We start from the raw sequence: 23324 nt of genomic DNA on the forward strand, positions 1-23324 counted from the left end.
GCAACGGCGGTAGAAATAGACAGGCAATTCTGAACAGAGCCTGTTTTTGCTGGTCGTAGACCATACAGCTGAGGTATAATACGCGGCTGTTTTTTCACCTGCACCTACGAGTATTTTGCAAGAATGAATGATTCCACTCATCAATCGCGCCTCAAACAACTCATTGCCAAAGGCAAGGAGCAGGGATACCTGACCTATTCCGAGGTTAATGACCACCTTCCCGAGGACATCTCCGATCCGGATCAGGTTGAAGAAATCATCCAGATGATCAACGACATGGGCATCCAGGTCTTTGAGCATGCACCGGATGAAGACACACTGATCATGACCGGCGGCGACTCCTCTGACGACATCGCCGCCGCCGAAGCTGCCGCCGCACTGGCCGCGGTGGAAACCGAAACGGGGCGCACCACCGACCCTGTTCGCATGTACATGCGCGAAATGGGCACCGTCGAGCTGCTTACGCGCGAAGGCGAGATCGTTATCGCCAAGCGCATCGAAGAAGGCATCCGCGATGTGATGGCCGCACTGGCCTACTACCCAGGCATCGTCCCAAGCGTGCTGGCTGAGTACGACAAAGTTGCCGCCGAAGAGCGCCGCTTAGGCGATATCATGAGCGGCTACCTCGACCCCGCCGACAACGTGCCCTCGCCGCAGGCACAGGCCGCTGCCGCAGCAGAGTCCAGCGACGACGATGAAGAAACCAGCTCTGGCCCCGACCCAGAAGAGGCGCGCGTCCGCTTCACCGCCTTGCAAAAACAGCAAGATAAAGTCGAAAAGAGCATCGCCAAACACGGTCGCTACAGCAAGCAAACCGCGAAAGAGCTGGCGGCACTGGGCGAACTGTTTAAGTTCTTCAAACTGACGCCCTCCATGTTCGATCCGCTGATTGAAGAAGTGCGCACCACGCTCAGCTCAATTCGCGCGCTCGAAAAAGAAATTATGCTGATCTGCGTGAAAAACGTCGGCATGGATCGCAAGGAGTTTATCCGCAGCTTCCAGGGCAACGAAGCCAATGCTGACTGGGTGGACGAGCACAGCAGCAAATACCCGGCACTGGCCGACTACAAGCCGACGCTGGCGCGCATCCAGTCGCGCATTGCGGCCATTGAAGAGCGCCAGGACCTGACAATTTCCGACATTAAAGAGATCAACCGTCGCATCTCCATCGGCGAGGCGCGAGCGCGTCGCGCGAAGAAGGAGATGGTTGAGGCGAACCTGCGTTTGGTTATCTCTATCGCGAAGAAATACACCAATCGCGGACTGCAATTCCTGGATCTGATTCAGGAAGGCAATATCGGCTTGATGAAGGCCGTAGACAAATTCGAATACCGCCGCGGCTATAAGTTCTCAACTTACGCCACCTGGTGGATTCGTCAGGCGATTACCCGCTCAATCGCCGACCAAGCGCGCACTATCCGTATTCCTGTGCACATGATCGAAACCATCAACAAGCTAAACCGTATTTCTCGGCAGATGCTGCAAGAGATGGGCCGTGAGCCGACCCCAGAAGAGCTGGGCGAGCGCATGGAAATGCCTGAGGATAAAGTTCGCAAAGTGCTCAAGATCGCCAAAGAGCCGATCTCCATGGAAACGCCAATTGGCGACGATGAAGACTCGCATCTGGGCGATTTCATTGAGGACACCACGATCTCCTCGCCGGTAGACTCGGCCACGGGTGAAGGCCTGCGCGAAGCAACCAAAGATGTATTGGCAGGGCTTACCGCCCGCGAAGCCAAGGTGCTGCGCATGCGTTTCGGTATCGATATGAACACCGACCACACTCTGGAAGAGGTTGGCAAACAATTCGATGTTACCCGTGAGCGGATTCGTCAGATTGAAGCCAAGGCACTGCGTAAACTGCGTCACCCTACGCGCTCAGATCATCTGCGCAGCTTCCTCGACGAGTAAAGCTCTGTAGCGGCGGCTCCTGCGAGCCGCCCTTGTCAGCCCCGAAAACAGCGGAAGAACGACCTTGTTAGCTCGCACATTACGCCATGTTACCGTTTGCCTGACGCTCGCTATTACCGCTTGCGGATCAACGCCGGAAGAAGCACCCGCTCCGCCAGTTATGGATGAGCATGCAGTGCAAGCAAAGCAGCTGGAAGAGGCCCTGCAAACCGCAATCAACTTCGTCAACAAAGGTCATTTTTACGTGGCCGAAGACCAACTCAGCACCCTCGCACACGAGCCGCGCAACGCCACCCGCATCCGCCAGCAAGCACTGAGTTATCTAACCCTGCTTTACCTGAACAAAGACAACCCACGCGCCAGCACCGCGCGTGCCACCCGCAGCCTCGATCAGCTCAATGTGTTGCATAACGGCCGCCAGAACGAACAGACCGTCTTGTTTGAAGCACTTGGCTATGCCCTTGAAGCCCGCATTTTGCTGGAGCAGGCCCAGCGGCAGGCAGACATTTCTCAGCAGCGCCAGCAACAGCTTGAGCAAGAAATTCAAGCCCTGCAATTGGCCTTGGACAAGCTCCGCCAGCTGTCGCTGCAATAACGCCCTACTGCCCCGCGCGTCGTAAATAAAGCGCCAACTGCTGCTCAAGTACACAGGTGTCTTCTTCGGTTCGCGCAAGCATAATCGGCACAGACCGCCACTGACCGCCTCGCAGCTCTGACAAAAACTCACCAACGCCTTGCTCGTCGGCATGTGGCCCCACCACAAATAACTGCCACGGCCGCTCCGCCAGCATACTGCGAGCCTGTTCAACCGACTCCGCTTGATACACTCGCCAATATTGCGCACCTGGCGACTTGGCGATCACCTTCGCCAACACTCCGCCCTGCTCCAACAGCATTAGGTTACCGGCCGCGCCCGCAGGAATCAGCTCGCGCACCGCCGCCGTCAGTTCGTCGCGCTCCACAGGCTTCACCAAATACTCATTGGCCCCCAGCAACAGGCCGAGGTCGCGCTCGTTCAACATCGACTGCATGAGCACCGGCACCGAGCTCAGCTCTGCGTCGCTGCGCAGCGCATGCAGCACTTGCCAGCCATCCATAACCGGCATCATCACATCGAGCACAATCAGGTCCGGGCGCTGCTGGCGAGCCTGCGCCAAGCCATCTGCACCGGAGCTAGCGAGGCGCACACCGTAGCCCTCTCGCTGCAGGTGGCGGCGAACAATCTCCTGAGTATTACTGTCGTCATCAATAACCAGCACATCGGCCAATTCCTCACCGACCACCGCAGCCTGCATCGCGCTGCTTTGCTCGCCGTTAACAGGCAGTTTAAGCAAAAAGCGACTGCCCTCCCCCTCGCGACTCTCCGCGCTCAGGCTGCCGCCCAGCAGCTCGGCAAATTTGCGCGAAATGGTTAAGCCCAGGCCTGAGCCGCCATATTGTTTCGTTGTCGACAAGTCAGCCTGTACAAACGCGTCGAAGACTTTTTCCAACTGCTCCTGGCTCATACCTATGCCGCTGTCAGACACTTCAAAGCACAGCTCGTCGGGTGCCTCTTGCTCCGCCCAGACTTTCAAGCGAATATCGCCACCGCGGGTGAACTTGGCAGCGTTACTCAGCAAATTCAGCAACACTTGGCGCAGGCGCGTAACGTCAGTGCGCAGCGGCGTTTCCTCGACGTGATAACTGCAGTGAAGGCGGTTATTATTTTTTGCGACCAATGGCTGAGCGGTTACCTCAACATCGCGCAGCACCGAGGTGAGTTCCACCGTCTCCCAAAACACCGCCATGCGGCCGGACTCGATCTTGGATATATCCAGTACATCGTTGATCAACGTAAGTAAGTGCTTACCGGCCAGCTGCACCTTCTCTAAATCCGCTTGAAGTTGCTCGGCCGGGAGCTGGGGGTCGTCCTCGATCTCCTCAAGCAACATCTCCGAATAGCCAATAATCGCGTTCATCGGCGTGCGAAGCTCGTGACTCATATTCGCCAGAAAACCACTTTTCGCCTGGTTTGCGGCATCGGCGCGGCGGCTGGCCTCGCGCACCCGCGCCATGGCATTGCGCAGGTTGGACGCCATCTCGTTAAAGGAGGTTGCCAACTGGCCGAATTCGTCATACCCCATATCCGCAATGCGGTAGTTAAAGTTGCCGCTACCCCATTCAGCGGTGCCTTTCTGCAATTGGCGGATAGAACGACGGGTATAGCGCGTCATGTAATACCCGAGTACGAAGGTCACGATCAGTGCCAGCAAAAACACCGCCAGCGCCACTTTGTTAGTGAGGCTAACGATGTCCTTCAATTTGGCATTGATCTCATCAGAGCGAATAAGGAGCAGGAGTTCGTTTTCACTCAGCTGACGGCTGATGCGCAGGTAATACTCCGCCAGCTCACTGGGGGCCTGCAGGGCCTCGGCATCGCCGTCACCACGCTCTGTCGCCATCACATAGCGCTGCCACCCATCCAGCAGCGTATCCACGCGCAGCGGCGCAAAATCCTCAGGCCGCATAAATTCCTTCAGGTCGCGACTAAGCTGGCGCTGCAAAGCGCGCAATTGCTCAAGGGCCTGCAATATCTCGTTGCGCTCATCTTCGCTCAATTGCTGGTTGGCTGCAGACTGATTAAGCGCTTCGACCACGCGCATTTTTCGCTGCAGGCCGTAGAGCTGCTGGCTGAAGGCATTCATTTCTGCCTGGGTATTGATCACGCTTTGCAGCAGCCAGACATTGCGGCGGCGGCTATCGTTGCCCCACACCTGCACGAGTACGCTGCCAAGAGACAGCAGCAAAATTGCGACGAATGAAAAGGTCAGGCGGCGTGTAAAACTCATTCGCCGGACCCGAGTAAGGCATCAATCTTCGAGAGTAAGCGAGGCAGATCAACCGGCTTAGTATCGTAGTCGTCACAACCGGCCTCCATTGCCCGCATCCGGTCGTCGGCCATGGCATGAGCTGTGAGCGCTATTAATGGAATGCCCTGCAGCGCCGGATCGGCCTTCATTTCTCTGGCCACCTGCCAGCCATCTTTTACCGGCAAGCTCATATCCAACAGCAACAGGTCCGGCCCATGCTCCCGGCTCATATCAATACCTTGCTGGCCATCTACCGCAAGCAACACGTCGTATCCGCGACGCTGCAAACGCCGGCTCAGCATATCCCGGTTCATTTCATTGTCTTCTACCAACAACAGGGTGGCCATATCACATCTCTTTAATCGGCTTACTTGGTATTGCGGCTGTCCAGCGCCAACAACTGCGCGTGCAAACTGGGGTTAACGGTCATTCTTAATTCGTAGTTTCCCGCCTCTTGACCGACAATCTTGCCGTACAGAGAGAGCGTATCGTCGGGACCAAACAAGCAGACATCGACCGGCAATTGCAGCGCTGTGTCGCAGGCCACTAACAGCGCATTATCGCGACAAGCGTGCAGGCTTACCGGGAGGCGCTCAGCCCCCAAACGCTTGTCCACCAGCACGCTCATATGCATTGCTATCGGTTGCGCATACTGGTGCCAGGGCTCGTCTCTGCCCTCCAGCAACAGGTCATAAGGCAGGCCAACACCCAGCACCTCACTGAGCTCCAACGGCTCATCGAGCCCCTTCACCGATACGCTAATGCGCTTGCCGCACAGTACTTCAACACGGCTAAATGCCAGGGTTCTGGGCGATGCGAGGATCTGGCCAGCAGCCGTGCAAGACTCAATACGCGAGGTCAGGTTAACATTGTGCCCCACCACACCGTACTTACTGCGCAACTCGGAACCGATATTGCCAGCAATAACATCGCCGGTATTCAAGCCGATGCCAATTTCAATCGCGGGCAGGCCCTCGGCCACATTGCGCGCATTCACCTTAGCCATTCCCTGCTGCATGGCCACTGCGCAGGCCAGCGCTCGGTCGGCGTCGTCATCTTCCCGCAGCGGCGCGCCGAAAACGGCCAGAATGCCATCGCCAACAAACTCATCCACCGTGCCGCGATAGGCTTGGATCACCTCAGTCATCACCGCCAGATAGTTGTTCAGCAGGCTTACACATCGCTCCGGCTCCAACTGCAAACTAATGGTGGAAAAGTCGCGAATGTCAGCCATCAACACCGTCACACGGCGACGCTCGCCACCCAGTGTCAGCCCATCGTTGTCATCCAGCAGGCGCTGAACGATCTCATCAGATAAATAGCGGCCAAAGACTTTGCGGATAAACCGCTGGCTCTTCTCCAGCTCGGCAAGATACTCCCGCTCGCGATCCTGCCAGGCCTTGCGCTCCAGCAGTGCCGACACCCTGGCGTTCAGCAGCGTGGCATTAACGGGCTTGATCAGGTAATCACTGGCGCCAGCATCGATGCAATGAATCGCGCCAACTTCATCCTGCACACCACTGATCACCACCACCGGAATGCGTCGCAGCTCCTCATCATCGCGAATTGCCTGCAGTACCTCGTAGCCATTCAAGCCCGGCATCACCAGGTCCAGTAACACGAGGTCAGGCCTGGCGCTGCGCATAACCTCCAGGCAGCGCTCGCCACTCGCCGCCTCCACCACCAGATAATCCTGGCGCTGCAATTGCTGCGCGATAAGCTCTCGCCCACTGTCGTTATCATCGACCACCAAAATCGTCGCCGGCTCGGCGCTGCGCGGCCCCGACGACAAACCTCGGCGAAAGCTCTTAAATATTGCCGAGACCGGATCCGTATCATCGCTTTGCTGGTTGGGGCGGCGAAATTTTTCCAGCGCTACATGGAATTGTCGGGATAAGTCAGCAATTTCTCGCAATGCCACTGCCTGCGGTGCATCGTCGACCAAGTCATCCAATACAATTTCAAGGTAGCCTTCAACCACGCCGATATGATTGCGCTGGTCGTGGCGAAGCCTCGCCAATGCAGTGTCGTCATCGTGTTCGCCAGCAGCGCTGAGGGAAGCCTCCAGCGCTTGCAGAGCACCGACCACTCGCTCCAGGTCTGCCAGCACATCGGGCTGTCCTTGCAACTCAGCGACCACCGAAGACAAGCGGCTGCGCATCGCCGCCAAAGAGGCATACAAGCTTTGGCGAACATCGTCCAGGTACGCCTTCTCTATGCGTTGTTGATCTTTCAAAATAGACTCCGCGCCAGCGTGGTTAGGCCAATTATGGCAGCACCGCTGTAAAATTACACAGAGAATAACGCCAGCGCACGACTGTCGCTGGCATTGCAGACAAGGCCTCTTTATAATGCGCGCTTGGTCAAAAGCCGGCATCAATGGCGGCTTGGCAACCACCCTCTCAGGGCCCGTAGCTCAGTTGGTTAGAGCATCCGACTCATAATCGGCAGGTCGACAGTTCAAGTCTGTCCGGGCCCACCATCCACATCCAATCTCTTTAGGCGAGCGCCCTGTTAAAACTTGCGACTCACCCAAATACGCTAGTGAATTGCTCTGGACACATGCAGGCGAAAATTGTGCTGATCCGCGGCGTCTGACGCGCCCATCAAATAGCTGGCGGTAATGGAGAAGCCTGCCGCTTTAACTTTAAGAATGGGGCCTATTTGATGGTCTTGCTCGTTGTAGGCAATCACGCCGCTGTCATAGTTAAAATCGTTAAAGGCTTCTACGCCCACGCGCATGCCCTGCCAGGGCGCGGTAATCTGGCTGCGCGCTTCCAGCAACGTTTCATCGTCGGCATTGCTACCAAACTCCTTACCCACCAGCAGGTTCGCTCTGAACTGCCAGCCATTGGTAAAGTCCCATTTTCCCGTCGCGGCAATGCGGAACCGATCGGGCGCATTGCGATTGGCGCCCAGTTGCAGTTCATAACGCAGCGCGGCATCCCAACCGGCATGCTCGCTTTCCAGCAACTGCTGCTGTAGCTCCAGCCTGCTGTAGTCGAAGGCGAAATCCTCACCGGCATCTTTACTTTGAGCGCTGATAAAGCGCAGCCGCCAAGTGTCGTTAAAAGCATGCTGCAGGTGTACGCGCTGGCTGAATTCACTGCCACGCGAACCGTCAGTGGGCACATGGCTGGCGCGGTATTCGGCGCTGGTGTCACCGCGCTTTACATCGGGACTAAACACCGACGAGGTGTTGGCATATATCGACGTACTCGCGAGTGCACTGACGAGCAAAAAACTAAGCTGGGGGAGTTTACTCTTCATCACGTCACCGGTTTCGCTACTTGAAACACCCCGCATAGCAAGTATGCGGGGTGGCCTGGGTTGCTAGCCTCTCATTAGCCACTGTGAGGCAGCGAGGAGTGATGCACATTGATGCGCAGGTTGCCGTCTTCATCGCGAACATAGCCAAAGGTAAATTCCACCTTCACTTCGTCGCTCGCGCCCTCGGGCGTGAAGAAGTAGTTCCCCATCGCTACCGCCGAGTCGGAGTCGGTAATGATTTGCTGCTCGCCAAAGCGCACCTTCGACCACGGCTTGATAGCGAAGCCCTTGTCTTCTTCTATCTCACCGCCTACAAAGTAAGACAGTGCACCACCGAAGCTGTCGCGGAACTGCTGATCGCTGGCGAGCGTCGGCTTGAACAGCACTTCAGATTTGCCGTAGGAGTACAGGCTGCTGATGTGCTCACTGGCGCGGGCAGCGTAATCACCACCTTCTTCATAAACATCGCCAATCGCTACGATCCCGTCACCCCAGGCCTTTTGCGCGGCCAGAACATCCGCTTTAGAAATTGCCGCCGAGTTTTTATAACCGGCCTCTGTTTGGCTACAGGCAGTTAATCCCAGCGCGACTGATCCAACGATCACCGCGGTAGCCGCTTTGGCAGTAAAGCGCCCTTTGCCCAGTTTGTTAGATTTCATGGTTTTCATCGTTCATCTCCAGATGGTTTAGTAACACGCTCGGCGGTCATTGCCGCGCCTCGAGATGAATATTAAGGAGAGTTCGATGAACTGCGCCTGTTCAGAAGATGAACCGAACATGAACAGCGCCGCGTATGAAAACACCAAGCCACCGGGAACGTGCTATCGTTGTGTTCATGACTTATCGATCAAAAATTGGCGTCGTCGTCGCGTTTTCAACGCTTGCGGTTTTACTGGCCGCGGTCTTGTCTATTTGGTCGGTTAAAGCCACCGACCGCCACATCCATCAAGCCAACCTCGCACAAGACTTATTAAACGAACACTTGCAGCTTTCTGTTCACACATACCGGCTTTTCAAACAACTTACCGACGAAGTGCTACTGGGCAGCACGGCCAACCAGAGTGTGGTGCGCAACAAGCGTCAAGCGATCGCGGAATCGCTGGGCAAAATTAAAGCACTGGAGATAGAACAGCGCGACGCAATAGGCGAGGAATTTGCACCCGGCGCGGTAGAGGACACCGTAGAACTGGAACAGCTTATCGACCTGATCATTCGAGACTTTACGTCGGCACTGCAGTTACCGCCCAGCTCCGAACGCTCACAGCGCGTTGACGCGATCCTGGAGGAGCGCATTGACGTTGGATTTCGCGAACAAGTGAATGCAGCCCTGGCACGTCAGCGCTCGGTCGTTGCGCTGATGAACAACCGGATTCAAAGCGTTCACTCTCAAGCGCTGGGCGTTGCCGTTGGGCTGGTACTGATTACTACCGTGCTGGGTCTGGCAATGGCATGGGTATTGGTGCGAGGGATTGCGCGGCCGCTTGATACCCTAAACCACGCGGCCAACCTTTGGATTGACGGCAAATTTGACTACCGCATTCCATCCACCCCCGATGCGGAGTTCAACCAGATCAGCACCAATTTCAACACGATGGCTGAGCGCCTCGCGCGATTTACCGCCCAGCAGGCACGCACCGAGCGCGAGTTGCAGGAGGCCGTGGATTCCAGAACGCGAGAATTGATGGAGGCCAACCAAGCGCTGGAGCGCTCGGACAATGTGCGGCGGCAATTTTTCGCCGACGTTAGTCATGAGTTGCGAACCCCACTCACCGTCATTCGCGGTGAGGCACAGGTTGCACTGCGTGGCGACTCCCGAACCAAAGCAGACTATCAGGATGCCCTGGCCATTGTGCTCGAGCAGTCTATCGGCCTCAGCCGACTGGTTGACGACATGTTATTTATCGCCCGAACAGACGCCGAGCGAATTCGCTTAATGCGCGAAAACGTGGCGCTGAATACGCTACTGGAAAGCGTGGTCAAAGAGTCGAGTGTGCTAACGGCCGATAATCACGTCGCGATACACACAAACCTTGACCCTGCCATTCCCGATTTACTGCTCGACCCGGCGAGAATTCGTCAGCTGTTGGTAATTCTCATCGACAATGCCCGACGCTTTAGCCCCTCGCAGGGATGCATTCACCTGCAAACAAAACGCGAAGATCAAGGCGTTGTAATCACCGTTGAAGATCAGGGGCCGGGCATCGACCCTCAGGAATTGCCCTATATCTTCGACCGGTTTTTCCGCGGCACCTCAGCCAATAGTCGCGACAACAGTGAAAGTGCAGGGCTCGGTTTGGGCCTTGCAGTTGCCAAAGCGATCGCACTGGCCCACGGCGGCGATATCCGCGCAGACAGTCACCCCGATAGCGGCACGACGATGACCATCACCTTACCAATACGACCATGAAGCTGTTAATTGTTGAAGACGACAAACGACTGGCGGCAATGATCTCGCGAGGCATGTCCTCGGAGGGCTATTCCTGCTCGATTGCGGAAAATGTGGCAAGTGGGCTCGCCGCCGCAACAGACGTGGACCTTATTATCCTCGACCGCATGCTGCCCGGTGGTGATGGCGTAGAACTTTGCCGTCAGCTGCGCGCCAAAGGCAACCGCGTGCCGATTATTATGCTCACTGCGCTGGCCGACGTGGATGAGCGCATCGACGGCCTGCGCGCCGGCGCCGATGACTACCTGGGAAAACCCTTCGACTTTGAGGAGCTGCTTGCGCGCGTGGAAGCACTGGTGCGACGAGCCGCCCCCCAGGTTGAAAGCCCCAAGCTGCAATGCGGAGACCTGTCCATTAACACCGAGGAACATACTGCGCAGCTGCGCGGGGTGGACGTGCCCCTCACTGCCCTGGAATTCGACCTTCTTAAATTGTTAGCCCGCCACCCCAACCGGTTTTGGTCCCGTGAACGAATCATGAGCCGCGTGTGGCCCAGCACAGCGGAGCCCGAAACCAATGTTGTTGATGTGTATATCAGTCGACTGCGCCGAAAGCTCAGCGCAGCGGGCGCGACCTCCATCATTGAGACCCGGCGCGGCGTGGGCTATCGCTTGCTCAGCCCGGTAAACGACTAGGGCGCCTCCCCAACGGCTGTTCAGCCATCGTCATCTTCGATGCTCTCACGGCATTGCCGGGAACTGGCCAGAGTCGTGCCGAAACGTATCTTTGTTTACAATGCGCGCCCCGTGCGCAAATCAGCCAGGCAGGAAGTGGCCAAGCACTGATGCGAGCGCCGCGTGTTTTAATGGAGCCCCCATGAAGAAAGTTATCGTCATCGCGATAGTATTCGCTGCGTATGTCGCCGCATCGCCCTACCTCACCGCATACCAACTGTTCACGTCTGCAGAAAACAAGGATGCCGAGGCGCTGGCCGAAAACATCGAATTCCCGATCCTGCGGGAAAACGTAAAAAGCCAGTTAAACGCCTCCCTTTCGCAGCAGCTCGCCAGCGCGGGCAATGACAATCCCTTTGCCGCCATGGGCGCCGCATTTGGCTCGGTGGTCGTCAATTCTATGGTGGATGCGTTCATCACCCCGGAAGCCATTGGCCGCATGCTCGACACCAACGAGGGCCAGCAAGCCAAAAGCCGCGAGCAACAAGAGGCGCAAAAAGCAGAATTCAGAGAAACGTTTAAAGACGCCAAATTGGCATACGCCGCCTGGGACACCTTTCATATCACGCTGCATGAAGGCACTGCAGAGCAAGGCATTTTCGTGTTAAGCCGACGCAACCTGGACTGGAAACTGACCAATATTATTATGAATTTTTAATGCCTCGTAACTTGCTAAGCCGGCGATGAGGGTACAGGCTGAGCGCTGCGTATAGCGCATTTTAGACGCGACAAATAATAACGATTACTCGAGGTCAGCCATTTCATGGGACCACTCAAAGGCTTGCGAATAATAGAAATTGCCGGCATTGGCCCCGGGCCCTTTGCCGGTATGTTGCTGGCCGATATGGGTGCAGAGGTCATACGCATTGAACGGCCAACAGGGCCGACCTTCCCGCTCGATGCAAAACTGGACTTTATGAATCGCGGCAAACGCTGCATCAGCCTTAACTTAAAACACCCCCAGGGCATCGATGCGGCGCTAAAGCTGTGTGAGTCGGCAGACGGCCTGATTGAGGGCTTTCGCCCGGGCGTTACCGAAAAACTGGGCATCGGCCCAGAAGACGCAACCGCAATCAATGAGCGATTGGTCTACGGCCGTATGACCGGCTGGGGACAACAGGGGCCCTGGGCGCGCGAGGCCGGTCACGACATCAATTACATCGCCATTTCAGGTGCGCTGTATTCAATAGGCGAAAAGGGAGGTAAGCCGATACTGCCTCTCACCCTGGTCGGCGACTTCGGTGGCGGCGGTATGCTGCTTGCCTACGGCATGGTTTGCGCGCTGCTGGAGGCCAAAACCTCGGGGAAAGGGCAAGTCGTCGACGCCTCGATCTTAGATGGTAGCACCACACTGATGGCCACCTTCTTCTCGACGCTGCAAACCGGCTTCTGGCAGGAGCAGCGCGGCAGCAACATCCTCGATGGCGGAGCACCGTTCTACGACACCTATGAATGCTCAGACGGTGAGTACATTGCCATCGGCGCGATAGAACCCCAATTTTATTCAGCGATGCTGAGCGGGCTCGGCCTTAGTGAAGAAGCGCTCCCCCACCAGATGGACCAAAAACACTGGCCAGAGATGAAAGCCAAAATAGCTGCCGCGGTGGCAACCCGCAGCCGTGACGAATGGGCCGAGCAATTCAGCGGTAAGGAAGCCTGTGTAACCCCAGTGCTGAAAATGTCTGAAGTGGCGGAGCATCAACATGTTCGCGAGCGAGGGGTGTTGCTTGATATCGACGGCGTACAGCAGCCTGCCCCCGCCCCCCGCTTTAGCCGCACCCAACCGGACGTGCCCCACCAGGCCCATGTATTGGGGGCGGATAATCACGACATCCTATCCAGCCTGGGCCTCGACCCTGAGGCCATGAAGCAAGCGGGAGCAACCTAGGGCCAGTTAACAGGCCCCAATGCCCTAGCGACACTCGGCGAACTGTCACCAAGGCGACAATTACACACCTCCCCTTTTGATATGATTCAGCCCGAAAGCGCGATTGCTGCGCCTGACTAATAACTAAAGGGTTTCATCATGCGACTGTTTAAGACTTTGCTGCTGTCATTGCTGGTGGTGGTTGCCATCGCACTGTTTCTTCTCTCCCGACCGTTAAGCCCCGTAGGCCCGCAGCTGGCGGCAAACACGCCGATCGACCCCGACACAACCACGCTGCGCAACGCCGTTGTTGTCGGCAGCAACTGGGATGGAACGGCCGAAGTTTTCGACCCGGAGACCTTTGAGGTGCTGGCGCGTTTTAACCTAGTGCCAGATATCGACGAGCGCTTCGCCGAAATTAATGACAGCCTGTACCGCCGCATTGCCGCGCGTTTTATTCGCCACGTTATTGGTGAAGGCAACGACCAGTTGGTCGACGACTTGTTTCCATCTAAAGATGGCCGCTACCTCTATGTGTCGCGCCCCAGCCTTGCCGATGCCATCGCCCTGGATGTGCTGACCGGGAAAATTGCCTGGCGCACCAAAGTGAAGGGTGTGCGTTCCGATCACGCAGCCCTGTCGCCGGATGGCAGTATTTTCCTGATTTCCGCCTCAACGGGGGGCGTTGTACACGCCATTGATACCGCCACCGGCGAGATCGTCGACAATTTCTATCCCGGCGATCAGCCCCATGAAAGCAATTACTCCAAAGACGGCCAGCGCATTTATCACGCTTCGATTGGCCGCGTGTTCGTCCCCACCACGTCTGACTGGCTGGATTGGCTGAAGGGCGAGCGGCGCTTTGTGATAGCCGACGCCAACAGCTACAAGGTGCTCAACACCATTGATATGCGCGAAAAGCTCGAAGAGTACGGCATGGACTGGGTGGACTCAGCAGTGCGGCCGATGGCGGTAATGCCCGATGAGAGCTTTGCCTACCTGCAAATCTCTTTCTTTCATGGCTTCTTCGAGTACGACCTGAAGGCGCACCGCATCACCCGTCACATCGACCTGCCAGTGCCGCCACAAATCGCCGCCCTGCCACTGCGCAAATACCAGCTTAATTCCGCCCACCACGGGCTGGCGCTGAATCACGCTGGCACCAAGCTCTGCGTCGCGGCCACCATGTCCGGCTATGCCGCGATCGTTGACCGGGAAACCTTCGAATACAAGACCGTTACCCTGTCAGAGCAGCCGCTGGGCTCCAAGCCGTATTGGTCTACAGAAAGCGAAGACGGCCGACACTGCTATGTATCCAGTAGCGAGCAGGACCGCGTGGTCGTCATCGACTTCGAAACCGCCGAACAGGTCGCCAGTGTTCCCGTCGGCAACCATCCCCAGCGCATTCGCACCGGCCAGCTACTGCTCGCCAACCCACAATAACGCCGCTGCCGCCAATGCCCGGTCGTTGGCGGCAGTTCAAGCACAGCGATTCCCTATAGCCGGAAACCACTCTCCGGCTTCCCGTCACCCCTTCCGGCCTTATGGCCCCCGTTTGCAAACGGATAATTAATTCACTGGTAATTTATATTGTGAAGTAAACAGGTATCCTCTCCCCCTTGAGGAAGAGGACGAACAATGAATATAAAACCGTGGCTGCTGCTGGCAATCGTCAATTTTCTATCCGCCTGTTCCGAGCCGCCACCGCCCGTGCCCGAGGCTGCCGTTGAGCAGCTATCCGTCAACGTAAAACGCTTCCCCGCCGTCCCCTGGTCTTACCCACTGGAAACCTCCGGTGTGCTGCAGTCGGCGGAAACGGTCGATATTGCCGCAGAGGCTGCCGGCGTAGTGACCAAGGTTCTCGTCAAAGAAGGCCAAGCGGTTCAACAAGGCCAGCTGCTCATGCGCCTGGACAACGAGAAGCAAAATTTGCGTGTCGAGCGCGCCCGCGCCATTCGCGCCAGCAGTGAGGCCGACATGGATCAGGCGCAGCGGCAATGGCAAAAATTCAGCCAATTGCGAGAAACCGGCGCGGTCTCTGATGACCAGTTGGACAATGCGCGCTCCCACTACGACGCGCTTAAAGCACGGTTTCAGTCTGCGCAAGCGGAGTTAGAGCTGGCACAGCGTGAACTCGCCGACCGGGATATACGCAGCCCGATAGCGGGTGTGGTTGACGGCGAGCCCATCGAGCAGGGCGAGCGCGTACAACCGGGGCAGGCACTGATCGAGATTCAGGCCCAGGAAGCACTGCAAGTCATCACATGGGTCAACCAGGCCGAAGTGAATCAGCTAAAGTTGGGCACCCCCGTGGAAGTGCGCAGCGATGCCAGCAATAAGGTGTACCGCGCCAGAGTAGAGGCGATTGCCCAGTCAGCCCACCCCCGCACGGGAAACTTTGAAGTAAAGTGCCGCCTGTCCGACGCCGATGTGCTGCTTAGAGAGGGCATGTCAGCCAGTGTGCGCATAGACGTTGAAAGCAACCGTAAAGTGCTCTTTATTCCTCGCACAGCCGTGGTCGACAGACAGCGTAAGGCGGTAGTCTTTGTGGTCAACCAAGGAATCGCCGAGCGTCGCGAGCCGCGCTTTGGCCTACCCAGTGGCGACAAAATTCCGGTGTTGTCTGGCCTCGAGTCCGATGAAATGCTGATCCTTTCTCCCCTGGAACTGATTACCGACGGGCTAGCCGTTACTGTCGAGACTCAGCCATGAAGTCCTTTTACGCTTGGTTTATCGACCGCCCCCTGATCGTCAATCTGGTGATGATCATGGGCATTTTGCTGGGTTTTTACAGCCTGCAAACCGGCGCCATTAAAAGCGCCCCCGACCTGTCCAACGGCCGCTTTTCCATCACCACGCTGCGGCCCGGCGCCAGCGCCGAGAAAATGGAGCTCAGCGTTACCGTGCCGCTGGAGGAAGAGCTGGAGTCTGTCGACGGTATTCGCGAACTGCGCTCGAATAGCGCCGAAGGCATGTCGCTGATTCAGGTCAACGCCGACCCCGAGGCGGATAAGGCGCAGCTGGCCGAAATGGCCAGAGACCTGCAGCGCGCCATAGACCGCGCCCAATCCCGCCTGCCGACAGACCTGCTGGAAAAACCCTTGCTGGTGGAAGCCAAGTCGGCAGACTTCCCTGTGGCCATTGTGATGCTGTACGGCCAAGCGCCGGAAGCCACGCTGCGCAAACTGGCGCGCTCGCTGCAAGACCAATTGCGCTCGCTTCGCGGCGTTCGCGGTGTCGACCGCCTAGGGTATCGCGACCGCGAAATCCATATTCAACTCGACCCGCTGAAACTGGACCGCCTTGGCGTGTCCTACGCAGAAATAGAACGCGCCATCAAAAGCCGCAATGTCACTGAAACGGGCGGCTCGCTGGCCTCCTTTGTCGGGGAACAAGACATCGTTGCAGTGGGCGAGTTTAGCGAACCCAAAGAAGTCGCCTCGGTGATCGTCCGCAGTGACGGCTACGGCAACCACTTGCGAATAAAAGACCTGGCAAAGGTGACCGAGGGCTTCTCCGAAGCCACCGTCTCGTATTACAAAGGTGGCTTGCAGGGCATTGTGCTCACCGTTCGCGCGCAGGCAGACAGCAACGAATTGACGCTGTCGGAAGATATTAAAAGCCTGCTCAATACATTCAGGAAAAACCTGCCCAGCACCGTGCAGTTATCGGTCGTCGACGACGGCGCCGATATTACCAAGGTGGTGATCTCGACTCTGCTGGACAACGCCATGCTGGGCGCGATCCTGATCACTTTAGTGCTGTTATTCTTCTTCCCCTGGCGCTCTACCTTCTGGGTTGTCGTCGGCATACCCGTCGCCGTGCTGCTCGGCATCGCGCTGATGCCGATCTTCGGCGTGACCTACAACACCGTCGCCTTCGTCGCCATCATTCTGATGCTCGGCCTGCTCGTGGATGACGCCATTGTCACCAGCGAGAGCATCTACAGCCATTTTGAATCAGGTATGTCGATTCGAGACGCTGCTGTGAACGGGGTAAACAGTGTTTCCAGCCCGGTTATTACCGGTGCCTTAACCACTGTGTTTGCCATGATGCCCCTGCTCCTGATCGGCGGGGAAGACGCCAAGTTTATGTGGGTGATCCCGGCAACCGTCGTGCTGATTATTCTCGCCTCGCTTTTCGAGTGTTTGATTTTACTGCCCTCCCACATCGCCGGATCGCTGAAACGCGCCGAGGCCGGGCGCGATAAGGCAAGCTGGTTTCGCCATGTGCAACACTTTTATGCCGCCACCCTGACGCCCATGCTGAGGCGACCCATGATCGCCATGTCGGGTGGGCTGGCACTCTTTTTCCTGTCCATCGTCATGCTCTCGCACTACCTGCAATTTGAAAGCTACCCCGACACCGATGCCACCGACATCACCATTGGTATCGAGATGCCCGCAGGCACGACTATCGATACCACGGCCGCCGTGATCAATCGCATTGAGCAACGCGCGCTGGAAACCATTCCCGATGGCATTATCACCGGCCACTTCTCTGTTGTGGGTGAATGGAGCGATCCAAATAGCGACGATATGATCCAAGTTAAATCTCCGTCGCTGGGTAAAGTGCAACTTACCCTGGTGTCCGGGCGACACCGGGAGCTGAGCGCCGCCGAGATTCGCGACCGCCTCAAGCAACTGCGGCCGGAGTTTACGCAGGCGATTCGCTTTGTCGTCGACATTGAAAACGAGCAACCGCCGGTGGGTACGCCGGTTGAAGCGCGGGTGATTGCCCACTCCGATGAAGTGCGCGGCGAAATTGCCGACGCGCTGATGGCCTGGCTGAGCAAACAGCGCGGTGTTACCGAGGTATGGACCAGCTACACCCCCGGCAAAAACCTGATCGAACTCAAACTGGATTATGCCGCAACCGCCAATGCCGGTATCGCAGTCGCGGATGTCACCCGCGCACTGCGTATTGCCTATGACGGCCTACTGGTCGAGGAACTGCAAACCGTCGAGGAGCGCATTCGCTATCGCCTGGAGCTACAGGACAAGTACCGCAACGACATCAATGCGCTGCGCTCACTCACTGTATTGAACCCAAGTGGCGAGCAAGTGCCACTGCGCAATATTGCCCAATTCCAGGTGCGCCAGGGCCAAGCGGTTATCGCCCACTACGGCGGTCGCCGCGCTGAAACCATCCGCGCGGAGGTGAACCGCGACCAACTGTCGGTGGTGGACATCAATCACCGCCTACAAGCCTGGTTAGATGAAAAACAATTTGCAGCGAAATACCCGGGAGTCCGGGTTGAGTTGGGCGGCGAACTGGTCGCGCAGGCCGAAACCGCTGAGTCGATGGGCACCGGTCTGATGATTGTACTGGTCAGCATCTTTTTCCTGATGGTGTTGCTGTTCAATTCCCTCAGTCAGCCTTTGATTATTATGGCGGTCATCCCGCTGGCGTTTGTCGCCGTGCTGATCGTGCTAACCCTGCACGGTTTCGTGCTGGGCGTTTCGGCCATTGTCGGCTTCCTTGGCTTGGCCGGCGTGCTGGTGAACAGCTCACTGGTTCTGGTGGATAAAGTGAATAAGCTCCACCACCAAAGCGGGCAGCCAGGTGCGATTGTTGAGCGCAGCGCCATTGCCGAAGCCGCCGCCGTGCGGCTGCGCCCCATTTTAATTACCGCCCTTACCACCAGCGCCGGGCTCGGCCCTGCAGCCTACGGTATTGCCGGTGCGCACCCCACACAGACGCCGATGATCATGGTGATGTTCTGGGGCGGGATTGTCGGCGCGATCACCACCCTGTATACCGTGCCGCTGATGCTGGCCATCGACAGCGATATCCGCCTCTGGTGGCAAAGCCAGCGCCAGCGACGCAGCAGTGCCGTCCAGTAGTGCTACGCCAGACTCCGCGTTTGCTCGCCAGCAACGCGATGCGGCACAGCCTGTTGGGCAGCAAAGGCGGTAACATCCGGCCCTTCGCTTCGCGACGTATTAATACTGAACGATGAGAGGGCGACTTCCCATGGAAAAACGCAAGTTCAGGCCAGCCGAGCTGTTACGCAGCTTTGAACTGGTTCAGCAATACGGCGTGGCGAGCAGTGATGGCTGGGGGCGGGAATACGGCCCCATCAAGGTAAGTTCAGGGATCGATGGCTACACCATTACCCTGGAAAACCGTCGCGCATCGGTTACCGTTAATTTCCACAATACCCTGTCTTTTAGCACCACCGACCGCGCCGCACTGGAAAGCTTACACCGGGATATTGCCAACGTCAGCCGGGAGCTGAACGAGGTTGCCTAGCATCGCCGATAGCACGCTGCACGGGTAACGGCGGCCTGGCTTTTGCCCGGTCCGCCTCAAACTCACCCGCGCTAGTCTTTTACTAAGAACTGCGCCCGCGCCTTGGCAATGGGACGACCTGGGTCATCCTGCCAGGCTGTGATACTCACGTTGATCATTTTGCGCCCAAAAAATACCAACTCGCACCGGCAGAAGGTTTCTTCAAATTTTCCGGCACGCACGAAGTCCACCGCAAAATCGACGATTTTAGGCGTACTGTCGCTACCTCCCTGACTCAACACATGAATCATCGCCGACAGTTCCATAAACCCGGCGATGGCACCGCCGTGCAAGGCAGGCAGAGTCGGATTACCAATATTGCTTTTCCGCGCCGGCAGTAAAAAACAGCCGTCTTCGTTGATCATTTGGATGCCCAACGTTCGCGCATAGGGCACGCGGTCGATACGCGCTTGAAAATCGTCTGTCATTTACGCCCCTCCCTCTGTCGCTTCGGCACGTCGAAACTCTCGGCGCATCTCCTCAAACAGCGCTGACTCCATTCGGAAGAAATTACCTACCGCAGAGGCGATCGGGTGTTGAACATCACCGTGATGGGCAAGAGCGCGGGTAAATATCACGCTCTCACTAACGCGGTACACCTCGGCATCGGCAATCACGCTTTTGCCTGGCGTCGCCGCGCGCATGTAATCGATGCGCAGGTCGATCGTGGGTGTCATGCCCAGGTCATCAAGGGCGGTGGCCGCGGCAAACCCGCAGCAGGTGTCTAACAGCGCAGTAATAGCGCCGCCGTGAAGCACTCCTGTATCGGGGTCTCCAATTAGCAATTCTCGATAGGGCATACTCATTTGCACGTGGTGGTGCTCTACGGCCTCGACAGCGATACCCAAGGTCGTGAAGTGATCGCCGGGGTTCGACTGCAGTACCACATCCACAAAGCGACGTAACTCTTGAAGGTCCAGAGCCATACCAACTCCCATTACAATTCAGCGCGGCAGTTTACCGAGACTTAATCGCCAAAAACAACTCGGCCGTTGCCAGAGCATCACTGAGTGCATTGTGAGCGGGATAGGCGGGCAAATGGTAGTGTTCGCGGCAGTCAGCCAAACGCAGCTCGCCGTTGCGAACCGGTTGATGAGCGCGCTCACGGCGGCCGTGCTCAATTTGCAGGGTGTCGACATAGGGCAGCAGCAAAGGCGCCGCCAGGTGCGCTTGGCAAAGTGCGTTGAGAAAAGCGATATCCAGCTCAGCGCAGTGAAACAGCAACACTCGACCGGAGGCGGCCTTGAGCAGCGCTTGCAACACCTCCGCCGGGGGTTCACCGCCTACCCGGTCGCAATCGCGCAGTTGGTGGATAACGGCACTTTCGCCTACCAGCGATTCAGCGCGTAAAAGGTGGTGGCGCGCCGCCGACAGGTCGATCTCGCAATGAGTAATCGGCACCCAGCCAATACTCACGACTTCCCCTGTACTTGGGTCCAGCGAGGTCATTTCCAGATCGATTGCGAGGTAGGCGGCATCTCTGGCGGGCGACTGCCAACAGGGCGGTGACAACTGCCAGCAGTCGCGCAGCGCGCGCGCGGCACGCCGGCGATACTGATAGCGTTTAAATTGCAGGCGCAGCGCCTGACAGAACGCCGACATGTCAGTTACCCGCTCGGTAGCGCAGCTTGATAATATCCTCGGCCTGATGAACCACCCTGAATGCCTGCTTTAAGTGGCTGCGCTGCAACCGGGTAAGCTGGCGGGGGTCGCAGTAATTATCGGGCTCGTCGCCAGCGGCAATTTGCGCGGCCTGCTGTTGCAAACGGATGCCATTGATCAATGTAAATGCATCCTCAAGATTGCGACTATCTGCCAAGCTCATCTGACCAGCGCGCGCCAGTGCCTGCAAGCGCTTATGGGTATTTACCGCGGGAATGCCATTGGCCAGCGAGTGCAGTCGGGCGACCTCTATCACCGGCAGTACGCCGCGTTTTTTCAGGTCGAGGCTGTGTTGGTGCTCGCCGCTACGCTCCAACAGAAAACGGCCAAACATGCTTAGCGGCGGCGAGCTTGCCAGAACATTCTCTGCCAGCGCGGCAAGGAAAATGGTATTGCGCTGGCTGTGGGCCAACATATGTTGCTGCAAGGCCTCAGCCAGGCTGCGGCTGCCGGCAATGGCGCGCAGGTCGAAGAAAATACTGATGTGCATCACTGCACTGGCGCTGGGGCTGGTCATCCAGCCGTCGACCATCGCCTCCCAATCGGCGGCGCGCTTGCGCCACTTTTCCGACTTGGCCATCACGTCACCCGGGCAGTAGTCATAGCCGCAGTCATTAAGCCCAGCGCAGACAAAGTCGGCGAGTTTCGCAAACCACGCCATGTCGTCGTCGGTTGCAGAATTATCAATCAGCAAACCGTTGTCCTGGTCACCACCGAGTAACTGCTCGCCCCGAGCCTGGGAGCCAAAGCCCAACCAGCAGTAGTCGCAGGGAGCGGGGCCAAGCGATTGTTCGGCAAGGTCGATAAGCCGCCGCGTCAAGGCATCACTTACCGCGGTTGTCATTTGCGTAATCTGCGTCACCGGCGTATCGGCCTCTACCCATTGGCGGAACAGGTTCGGCAGGCGCGCTAATTGCTCCTGAAGCGCTGTAAGAGTGCTCAACCGCGATACCCGCTGCACAAAGTAGATCGGGTCGTCTTCCCTTGCCACGTTGACATCGGAGGTGGTCAACACACCGAGCAGCTGTTGCGCCTCGCCCAATACCGGCAGGTGGTGCACGCCGCGATTGGTCATCTCCAGCACGGCATCGAAAAGTGTTGCGTCACTTGCCAGGGCGCAGGGGTTCTCGGTCATGATGCTGGCCACGGTTTGATCGGGCGATAGCCCCAGGGCCAATACGCGGCTGCGCAAGTCGCGGTCGGTGACGATGCCCAGTAGGGTTTCATCGCGGGTCACAAAGGCCGAGGACACGCGGCGCTCGGTCATTGCCTGTGCGGTTTGCGCTATCGATGTCTCGGGGCCAACTTCGAGCGGCTGTTGACTCATTACTGAGGTAACCGGCTGCATTAGAAACGACGGCTGGCCGCGAAAGCGCGCGGCGCGACGCAATAGCCGCTCACTGCGCGCATGGAAAAAGCGGTCTATATGGCGATGTTGGCGCCGCAAACTGCGCAGCGCATCGTCCGGCAGGCGGTATATCAAGCAATCTTCTATGGCAACGAAATAGCGCGACTGTGTGACTTCGCCGTCGCGACTGTGGCCATTCAGGGAAAAACTTTCCCCGCTCTCAAAGCGCTGCAGCAAGCCGCTCTCCTGCTGTTCATCAACAACGCCGCTACGCAGGATATACAGGCCGTCACCATCCATCGCACTAAAGCGGTGATGGCGTCGCACATATTTGATACGGAGCTGACGAGCAACGTCTTCCAGTGTCTGTGGGTCAAGGCTATCAAAGGGCAAACATTCGGCGAGAAAATCACTCACCAATGCCAGCTCTGCTTTATCACTCATTTTCGCCCCCTGGATCGAAAGTGCTACTGCTGACCGCCGCGAAAATCTCGCTCAAAGCTGGTTTGATAGACGGTAAATTCCAGCCCTGTTTGACCAAAGTACTGTGCGCCATCGGCGGTCGCCACGACGCGCAGCTGTGGCGCCTCGGTCGCAGGTACTGAGGTGCGAATTAACCAGACCTTGCCATCGGCAGATTCGGCTTCCATATCCATAGGTGGGTAATCCACGGCACTGTCCGGGGCAATGGAAATTTTAGCGCCCTGCAAGGGGAAGGCAGATTCTAAACGCAGCTTAATCACGTGCTCACTGCGAAACTCCGGCCGCAGCGTCAGTGCAAAGTTGCCGTTCTTGAGGGTACATTCGCCACTCTGATATCGGCATTTAGACATCGCAGCCAATTTATATACCGCGCCTGCTTCGGCTTTATGGGGCCGCTCGCTCACCATTCTATCGACACCAAAATAAGCGATGATCGCCAAAATCGGCGTAACAATTAATGCGGTAATCGTGTGTTTGCTGGTAAGAATTGATGTCGCACTCATTGCGCAGATCCCTTGTT

At 57.2% G+C, this 23324-nt stretch carries 20 protein-coding genes and 1 tRNA gene; 11 read left to right on the plus strand and 10 right to left on the minus strand.

Going from position 1 to position 23324, the window contains the following annotated elements:
* The first annotated feature begins 123 nt into the window (after nucleotides 1-123).
* Nucleotides 124-1911, plus strand: coding sequence for an RNA polymerase sigma factor RpoD (gene rpoD, locus B3K78_RS15440; RefSeq protein WP_204996667.1), 1788 nt, complete (start codon nucleotides 124-126; stop codon nucleotides 1909-1911).
* Between the two features lie 175 nt (nucleotides 1912-2086).
* Nucleotides 2087-2506: a hypothetical protein gene (locus tag B3K78_RS15445; RefSeq protein WP_286696140.1), complete on the plus strand. Its 420-nt coding sequence runs from the start codon at nucleotides 2087-2089 to the stop codon at nucleotides 2504-2506.
* Between the two features lie 4 nt (nucleotides 2507-2510).
* Here B3K78_RS15445 and B3K78_RS15450 read toward each other — a convergent pair whose 3' ends face one another.
* From B3K78_RS15450 to B3K78_RS15460, 3 genes are read right to left on the minus strand one after another with little or no spacing between them, the layout of a single operon-like run.
* On the minus strand, nucleotides 2511-4739 hold the full coding sequence (locus B3K78_RS15450) for an ATP-binding protein (RefSeq protein WP_286696141.1): 2229 nt from the start codon (nucleotides 4737-4739) through the stop codon (nucleotides 2511-2513).
* Nucleotides 4736-5107 (minus strand): response regulator, encoded by a 372-nt coding sequence (locus tag B3K78_RS15455; protein WP_204996664.1) that lies wholly within the window; start codon nucleotides 5105-5107, stop codon nucleotides 4736-4738. The genes B3K78_RS15450 and B3K78_RS15455 overlap by 4 nt, the downstream gene beginning before the upstream one ends.
* 20 nt (nucleotides 5108-5127) lie before the next feature.
* Nucleotides 5128-6996: an adenylate/guanylate cyclase domain-containing protein gene (locus tag B3K78_RS15460; protein ID WP_286696142.1), complete on the minus strand. Its 1869-nt coding sequence runs from the start codon at nucleotides 6994-6996 to the stop codon at nucleotides 5128-5130.
* A 169-nt stretch (nucleotides 6997-7165) separates the two neighbouring features.
* Here B3K78_RS15460 and B3K78_RS15465 point away from each other — a divergent pair.
* Nucleotides 7166-7242 (plus strand) — tRNA-Ile (locus B3K78_RS15465).
* Between the two features lie 59 nt (nucleotides 7243-7301).
* On the opposite strand, the gene B3K78_RS15470 is transcribed toward B3K78_RS15465, so the two are convergent.
* Together B3K78_RS15470 and B3K78_RS15475 are read right to left on the minus strand one after the other, a co-directional pair.
* Nucleotides 7302-8030 (minus strand): hypothetical protein, encoded by a 729-nt coding sequence (locus B3K78_RS15470; RefSeq protein WP_286696143.1) that lies wholly within the window; start codon nucleotides 8028-8030, stop codon nucleotides 7302-7304.
* A gap of 74 nt (nucleotides 8031-8104) precedes the next feature.
* Nucleotides 8105-8698 (minus strand): metal-independent carbonic anhydrase family protein, encoded by a 594-nt coding sequence (locus tag B3K78_RS15475; protein WP_204996649.1) that lies wholly within the window; start codon nucleotides 8696-8698, stop codon nucleotides 8105-8107.
* A gap of 125 nt (nucleotides 8699-8823) precedes the next feature.
* On the opposite strand from B3K78_RS15475, the gene B3K78_RS15480 reads away from it, so the two are divergent.
* From B3K78_RS15480 to B3K78_RS15515, 8 genes are all read left to right on the plus strand, one after another.
* On the plus strand, nucleotides 8824-10437 hold the full coding sequence (locus B3K78_RS15480; RefSeq protein ID WP_286696144.1) for a sensor histidine kinase: 1614 nt from the start codon (nucleotides 8824-8826) through the stop codon (nucleotides 10435-10437).
* Nucleotides 10434-11111 (plus strand): response regulator transcription factor, encoded by a 678-nt coding sequence (locus tag B3K78_RS15485; RefSeq protein WP_286696145.1) that lies wholly within the window; start codon nucleotides 10434-10436, stop codon nucleotides 11109-11111. The genes B3K78_RS15480 and B3K78_RS15485 overlap by 4 nt, the downstream gene beginning before the upstream one ends.
* Before the next feature lie 181 nt (nucleotides 11112-11292).
* Nucleotides 11293-11808: a DUF2939 domain-containing protein gene (locus B3K78_RS15490; RefSeq protein WP_286696146.1), complete on the plus strand. Its 516-nt coding sequence runs from the start codon at nucleotides 11293-11295 to the stop codon at nucleotides 11806-11808.
* Between the two features lie 105 nt (nucleotides 11809-11913).
* Nucleotides 11914-13038, plus strand: coding sequence for a CaiB/BaiF CoA transferase family protein (locus tag B3K78_RS15495; protein WP_286696147.1), 1125 nt, complete (start codon nucleotides 11914-11916; stop codon nucleotides 13036-13038).
* A 138-nt stretch (nucleotides 13039-13176) separates the two neighbouring features.
* Entirely contained in the window at nucleotides 13177-14460 is a 1284-nt protein-coding gene (locus B3K78_RS15500) for a YncE family protein (RefSeq protein ID WP_286696148.1), read from the plus strand.
* Nucleotides 14461-14655: 195 nt separating this feature from the next.
* The gene (locus tag B3K78_RS15505; protein WP_286696149.1) at nucleotides 14656-15729 is read left to right on the plus strand and encodes an efflux RND transporter periplasmic adaptor subunit; all 1074 of its coding nucleotides are present in this window, start codon (nucleotides 14656-14658) and stop codon (nucleotides 15727-15729) included.
* A complete protein-coding gene (locus tag B3K78_RS15510) occupies nucleotides 15726-18863 on the plus strand; it encodes an efflux RND transporter permease subunit (RefSeq protein WP_286696150.1) in 3138 nt (1045 codons plus the stop codon). Before B3K78_RS15505 ends, B3K78_RS15510 begins: the two co-directional genes overlap by 4 nt.
* 130 nt (nucleotides 18864-18993) lie before the next feature.
* Nucleotides 18994-19272: a DUF3081 family protein gene (locus tag B3K78_RS15515; protein ID WP_286696151.1), complete on the plus strand. Its 279-nt coding sequence runs from the start codon at nucleotides 18994-18996 to the stop codon at nucleotides 19270-19272.
* A gap of 71 nt (nucleotides 19273-19343) precedes the next feature.
* Here B3K78_RS15515 and B3K78_RS15520 read toward each other — a convergent pair whose 3' ends face one another.
* Genes B3K78_RS15520 through B3K78_RS15540 form a run of 5 tightly spaced genes read right to left on the minus strand, consistent with a single transcriptional unit; the run spans nucleotide 19344 to nucleotide 23307 of the window.
* Nucleotides 19344-19739, minus strand: coding sequence for a PaaI family thioesterase (locus B3K78_RS15520; protein ID WP_027874239.1), 396 nt, complete (start codon nucleotides 19737-19739; stop codon nucleotides 19344-19346).
* Complete coding sequence (locus B3K78_RS15525; RefSeq protein WP_286696152.1) at nucleotides 19740-20237, minus strand: PaaI family thioesterase; 498 nt, start codon at nucleotides 20235-20237, stop codon at nucleotides 19740-19742.
* A gap of 31 nt (nucleotides 20238-20268) precedes the next feature.
* Nucleotides 20269-20913 (minus strand): exonuclease domain-containing protein, encoded by a 645-nt coding sequence (locus tag B3K78_RS15530; protein ID WP_286696153.1) that lies wholly within the window; start codon nucleotides 20911-20913, stop codon nucleotides 20269-20271.
* A gap of 1 nt (nucleotide 20914) precedes the next feature.
* A complete protein-coding gene (locus B3K78_RS15535; RefSeq protein WP_286696154.1) occupies nucleotides 20915-22765 on the minus strand; it encodes a putative nucleotidyltransferase substrate binding domain-containing protein in 1851 nt (616 codons plus the stop codon).
* 23 nt (nucleotides 22766-22788) lie between these two features.
* Nucleotides 22789-23307: a hypothetical protein gene (locus tag B3K78_RS15540; RefSeq protein ID WP_051171202.1), complete on the minus strand. Its 519-nt coding sequence runs from the start codon at nucleotides 23305-23307 to the stop codon at nucleotides 22789-22791.
* Nucleotides 23308-23324: the final 17 nt, after the last annotated feature.

The sequence above is a fragment of the Spongiibacter sp. UBA1325 genome (genome assembly GCF_002306875.1).
GTDB lineage: Bacteria > Pseudomonadota > Gammaproteobacteria > Pseudomonadales > Spongiibacteraceae > Spongiibacter > Spongiibacter marinus.

Bases quoted from the DNA above. Each gene is read 5' to 3' on its own strand.
- B3K78_RS15520 (WP_027874239.1), bottom strand. From the start codon at position 19,739: ATGACAGACGATTTTCAAGCGCGTATCGACCGCGTGCCCTATGCGCGA.
- B3K78_RS15495 (WP_286696147.1), top strand. From the start codon at position 11,914: ATGGGACCACTCAAAGGCTTGCGAATAATAGAAATTGCCGGCATTGGC.
- B3K78_RS15510 (WP_286696150.1), top strand. From the start codon at position 15,726: ATGAAGTCCTTTTACGCTTGGTTTATCGACCGCCCCCTGATCGTCAAT.
- B3K78_RS15535 (WP_286696154.1), bottom strand. From the start codon at position 22,765: ATGAGTGATAAAGCAGAGCTGGCATTGGTGAGTGATTTTCTCGCCGAA.
- B3K78_RS15475 (WP_204996649.1), bottom strand. From the start codon at position 8,698: ATGAAAACCATGAAATCTAACAAACTGGGCAAAGGGCGCTTTACTGCC.
- B3K78_RS15470 (WP_286696143.1), bottom strand. From the start codon at position 8,030: ATGAAGAGTAAACTCCCCCAGCTTAGTTTTTTGCTCGTCAGTGCACTC.
- B3K78_RS15485 (WP_286696145.1), top strand. From the start codon at position 10,434: ATGAAGCTGTTAATTGTTGAAGACGACAAACGACTGGCGGCAATGATC.
- B3K78_RS15530 (WP_286696153.1), bottom strand. From the start codon at position 20,913: ATGTCGGCGTTCTGTCAGGCGCTGCGCCTGCAATTTAAACGCTATCAG.
- B3K78_RS15480 (WP_286696144.1), top strand. From the start codon at position 8,824: ATGAAAACACCAAGCCACCGGGAACGTGCTATCGTTGTGTTCATGACT.
- B3K78_RS15525 (WP_286696152.1), bottom strand. From the start codon at position 20,237: ATGGCTCTGGACCTTCAAGAGTTACGTCGCTTTGTGGATGTGGTACTG.
- B3K78_RS15450 (WP_286696141.1), bottom strand. From the start codon at position 4,739: ATGAGTTTTACACGCCGCCTGACCTTTTCATTCGTCGCAATTTTGCTG.
- B3K78_RS15500 (WP_286696148.1), top strand. From the start codon at position 13,177: ATGCGACTGTTTAAGACTTTGCTGCTGTCATTGCTGGTGGTGGTTGCC.
- B3K78_RS15515 (WP_286696151.1), top strand. From the start codon at position 18,994: ATGGAAAAACGCAAGTTCAGGCCAGCCGAGCTGTTACGCAGCTTTGAA.
- rpoD (WP_204996667.1), top strand. From the start codon at position 124: ATGAATGATTCCACTCATCAATCGCGCCTCAAACAACTCATTGCCAAA.
- B3K78_RS15455 (WP_204996664.1), bottom strand. From the start codon at position 5,107: ATGGCCACCCTGTTGTTGGTAGAAGACAATGAAATGAACCGGGATATG.
- B3K78_RS15490 (WP_286696146.1), top strand. From the start codon at position 11,293: ATGAAGAAAGTTATCGTCATCGCGATAGTATTCGCTGCGTATGTCGCC.
- B3K78_RS15540 (WP_051171202.1), bottom strand. From the start codon at position 23,307: ATGAGTGCGACATCAATTCTTACCAGCAAACACACGATTACCGCATTA.
- B3K78_RS15505 (WP_286696149.1), top strand. From the start codon at position 14,656: ATGAATATAAAACCGTGGCTGCTGCTGGCAATCGTCAATTTTCTATCC.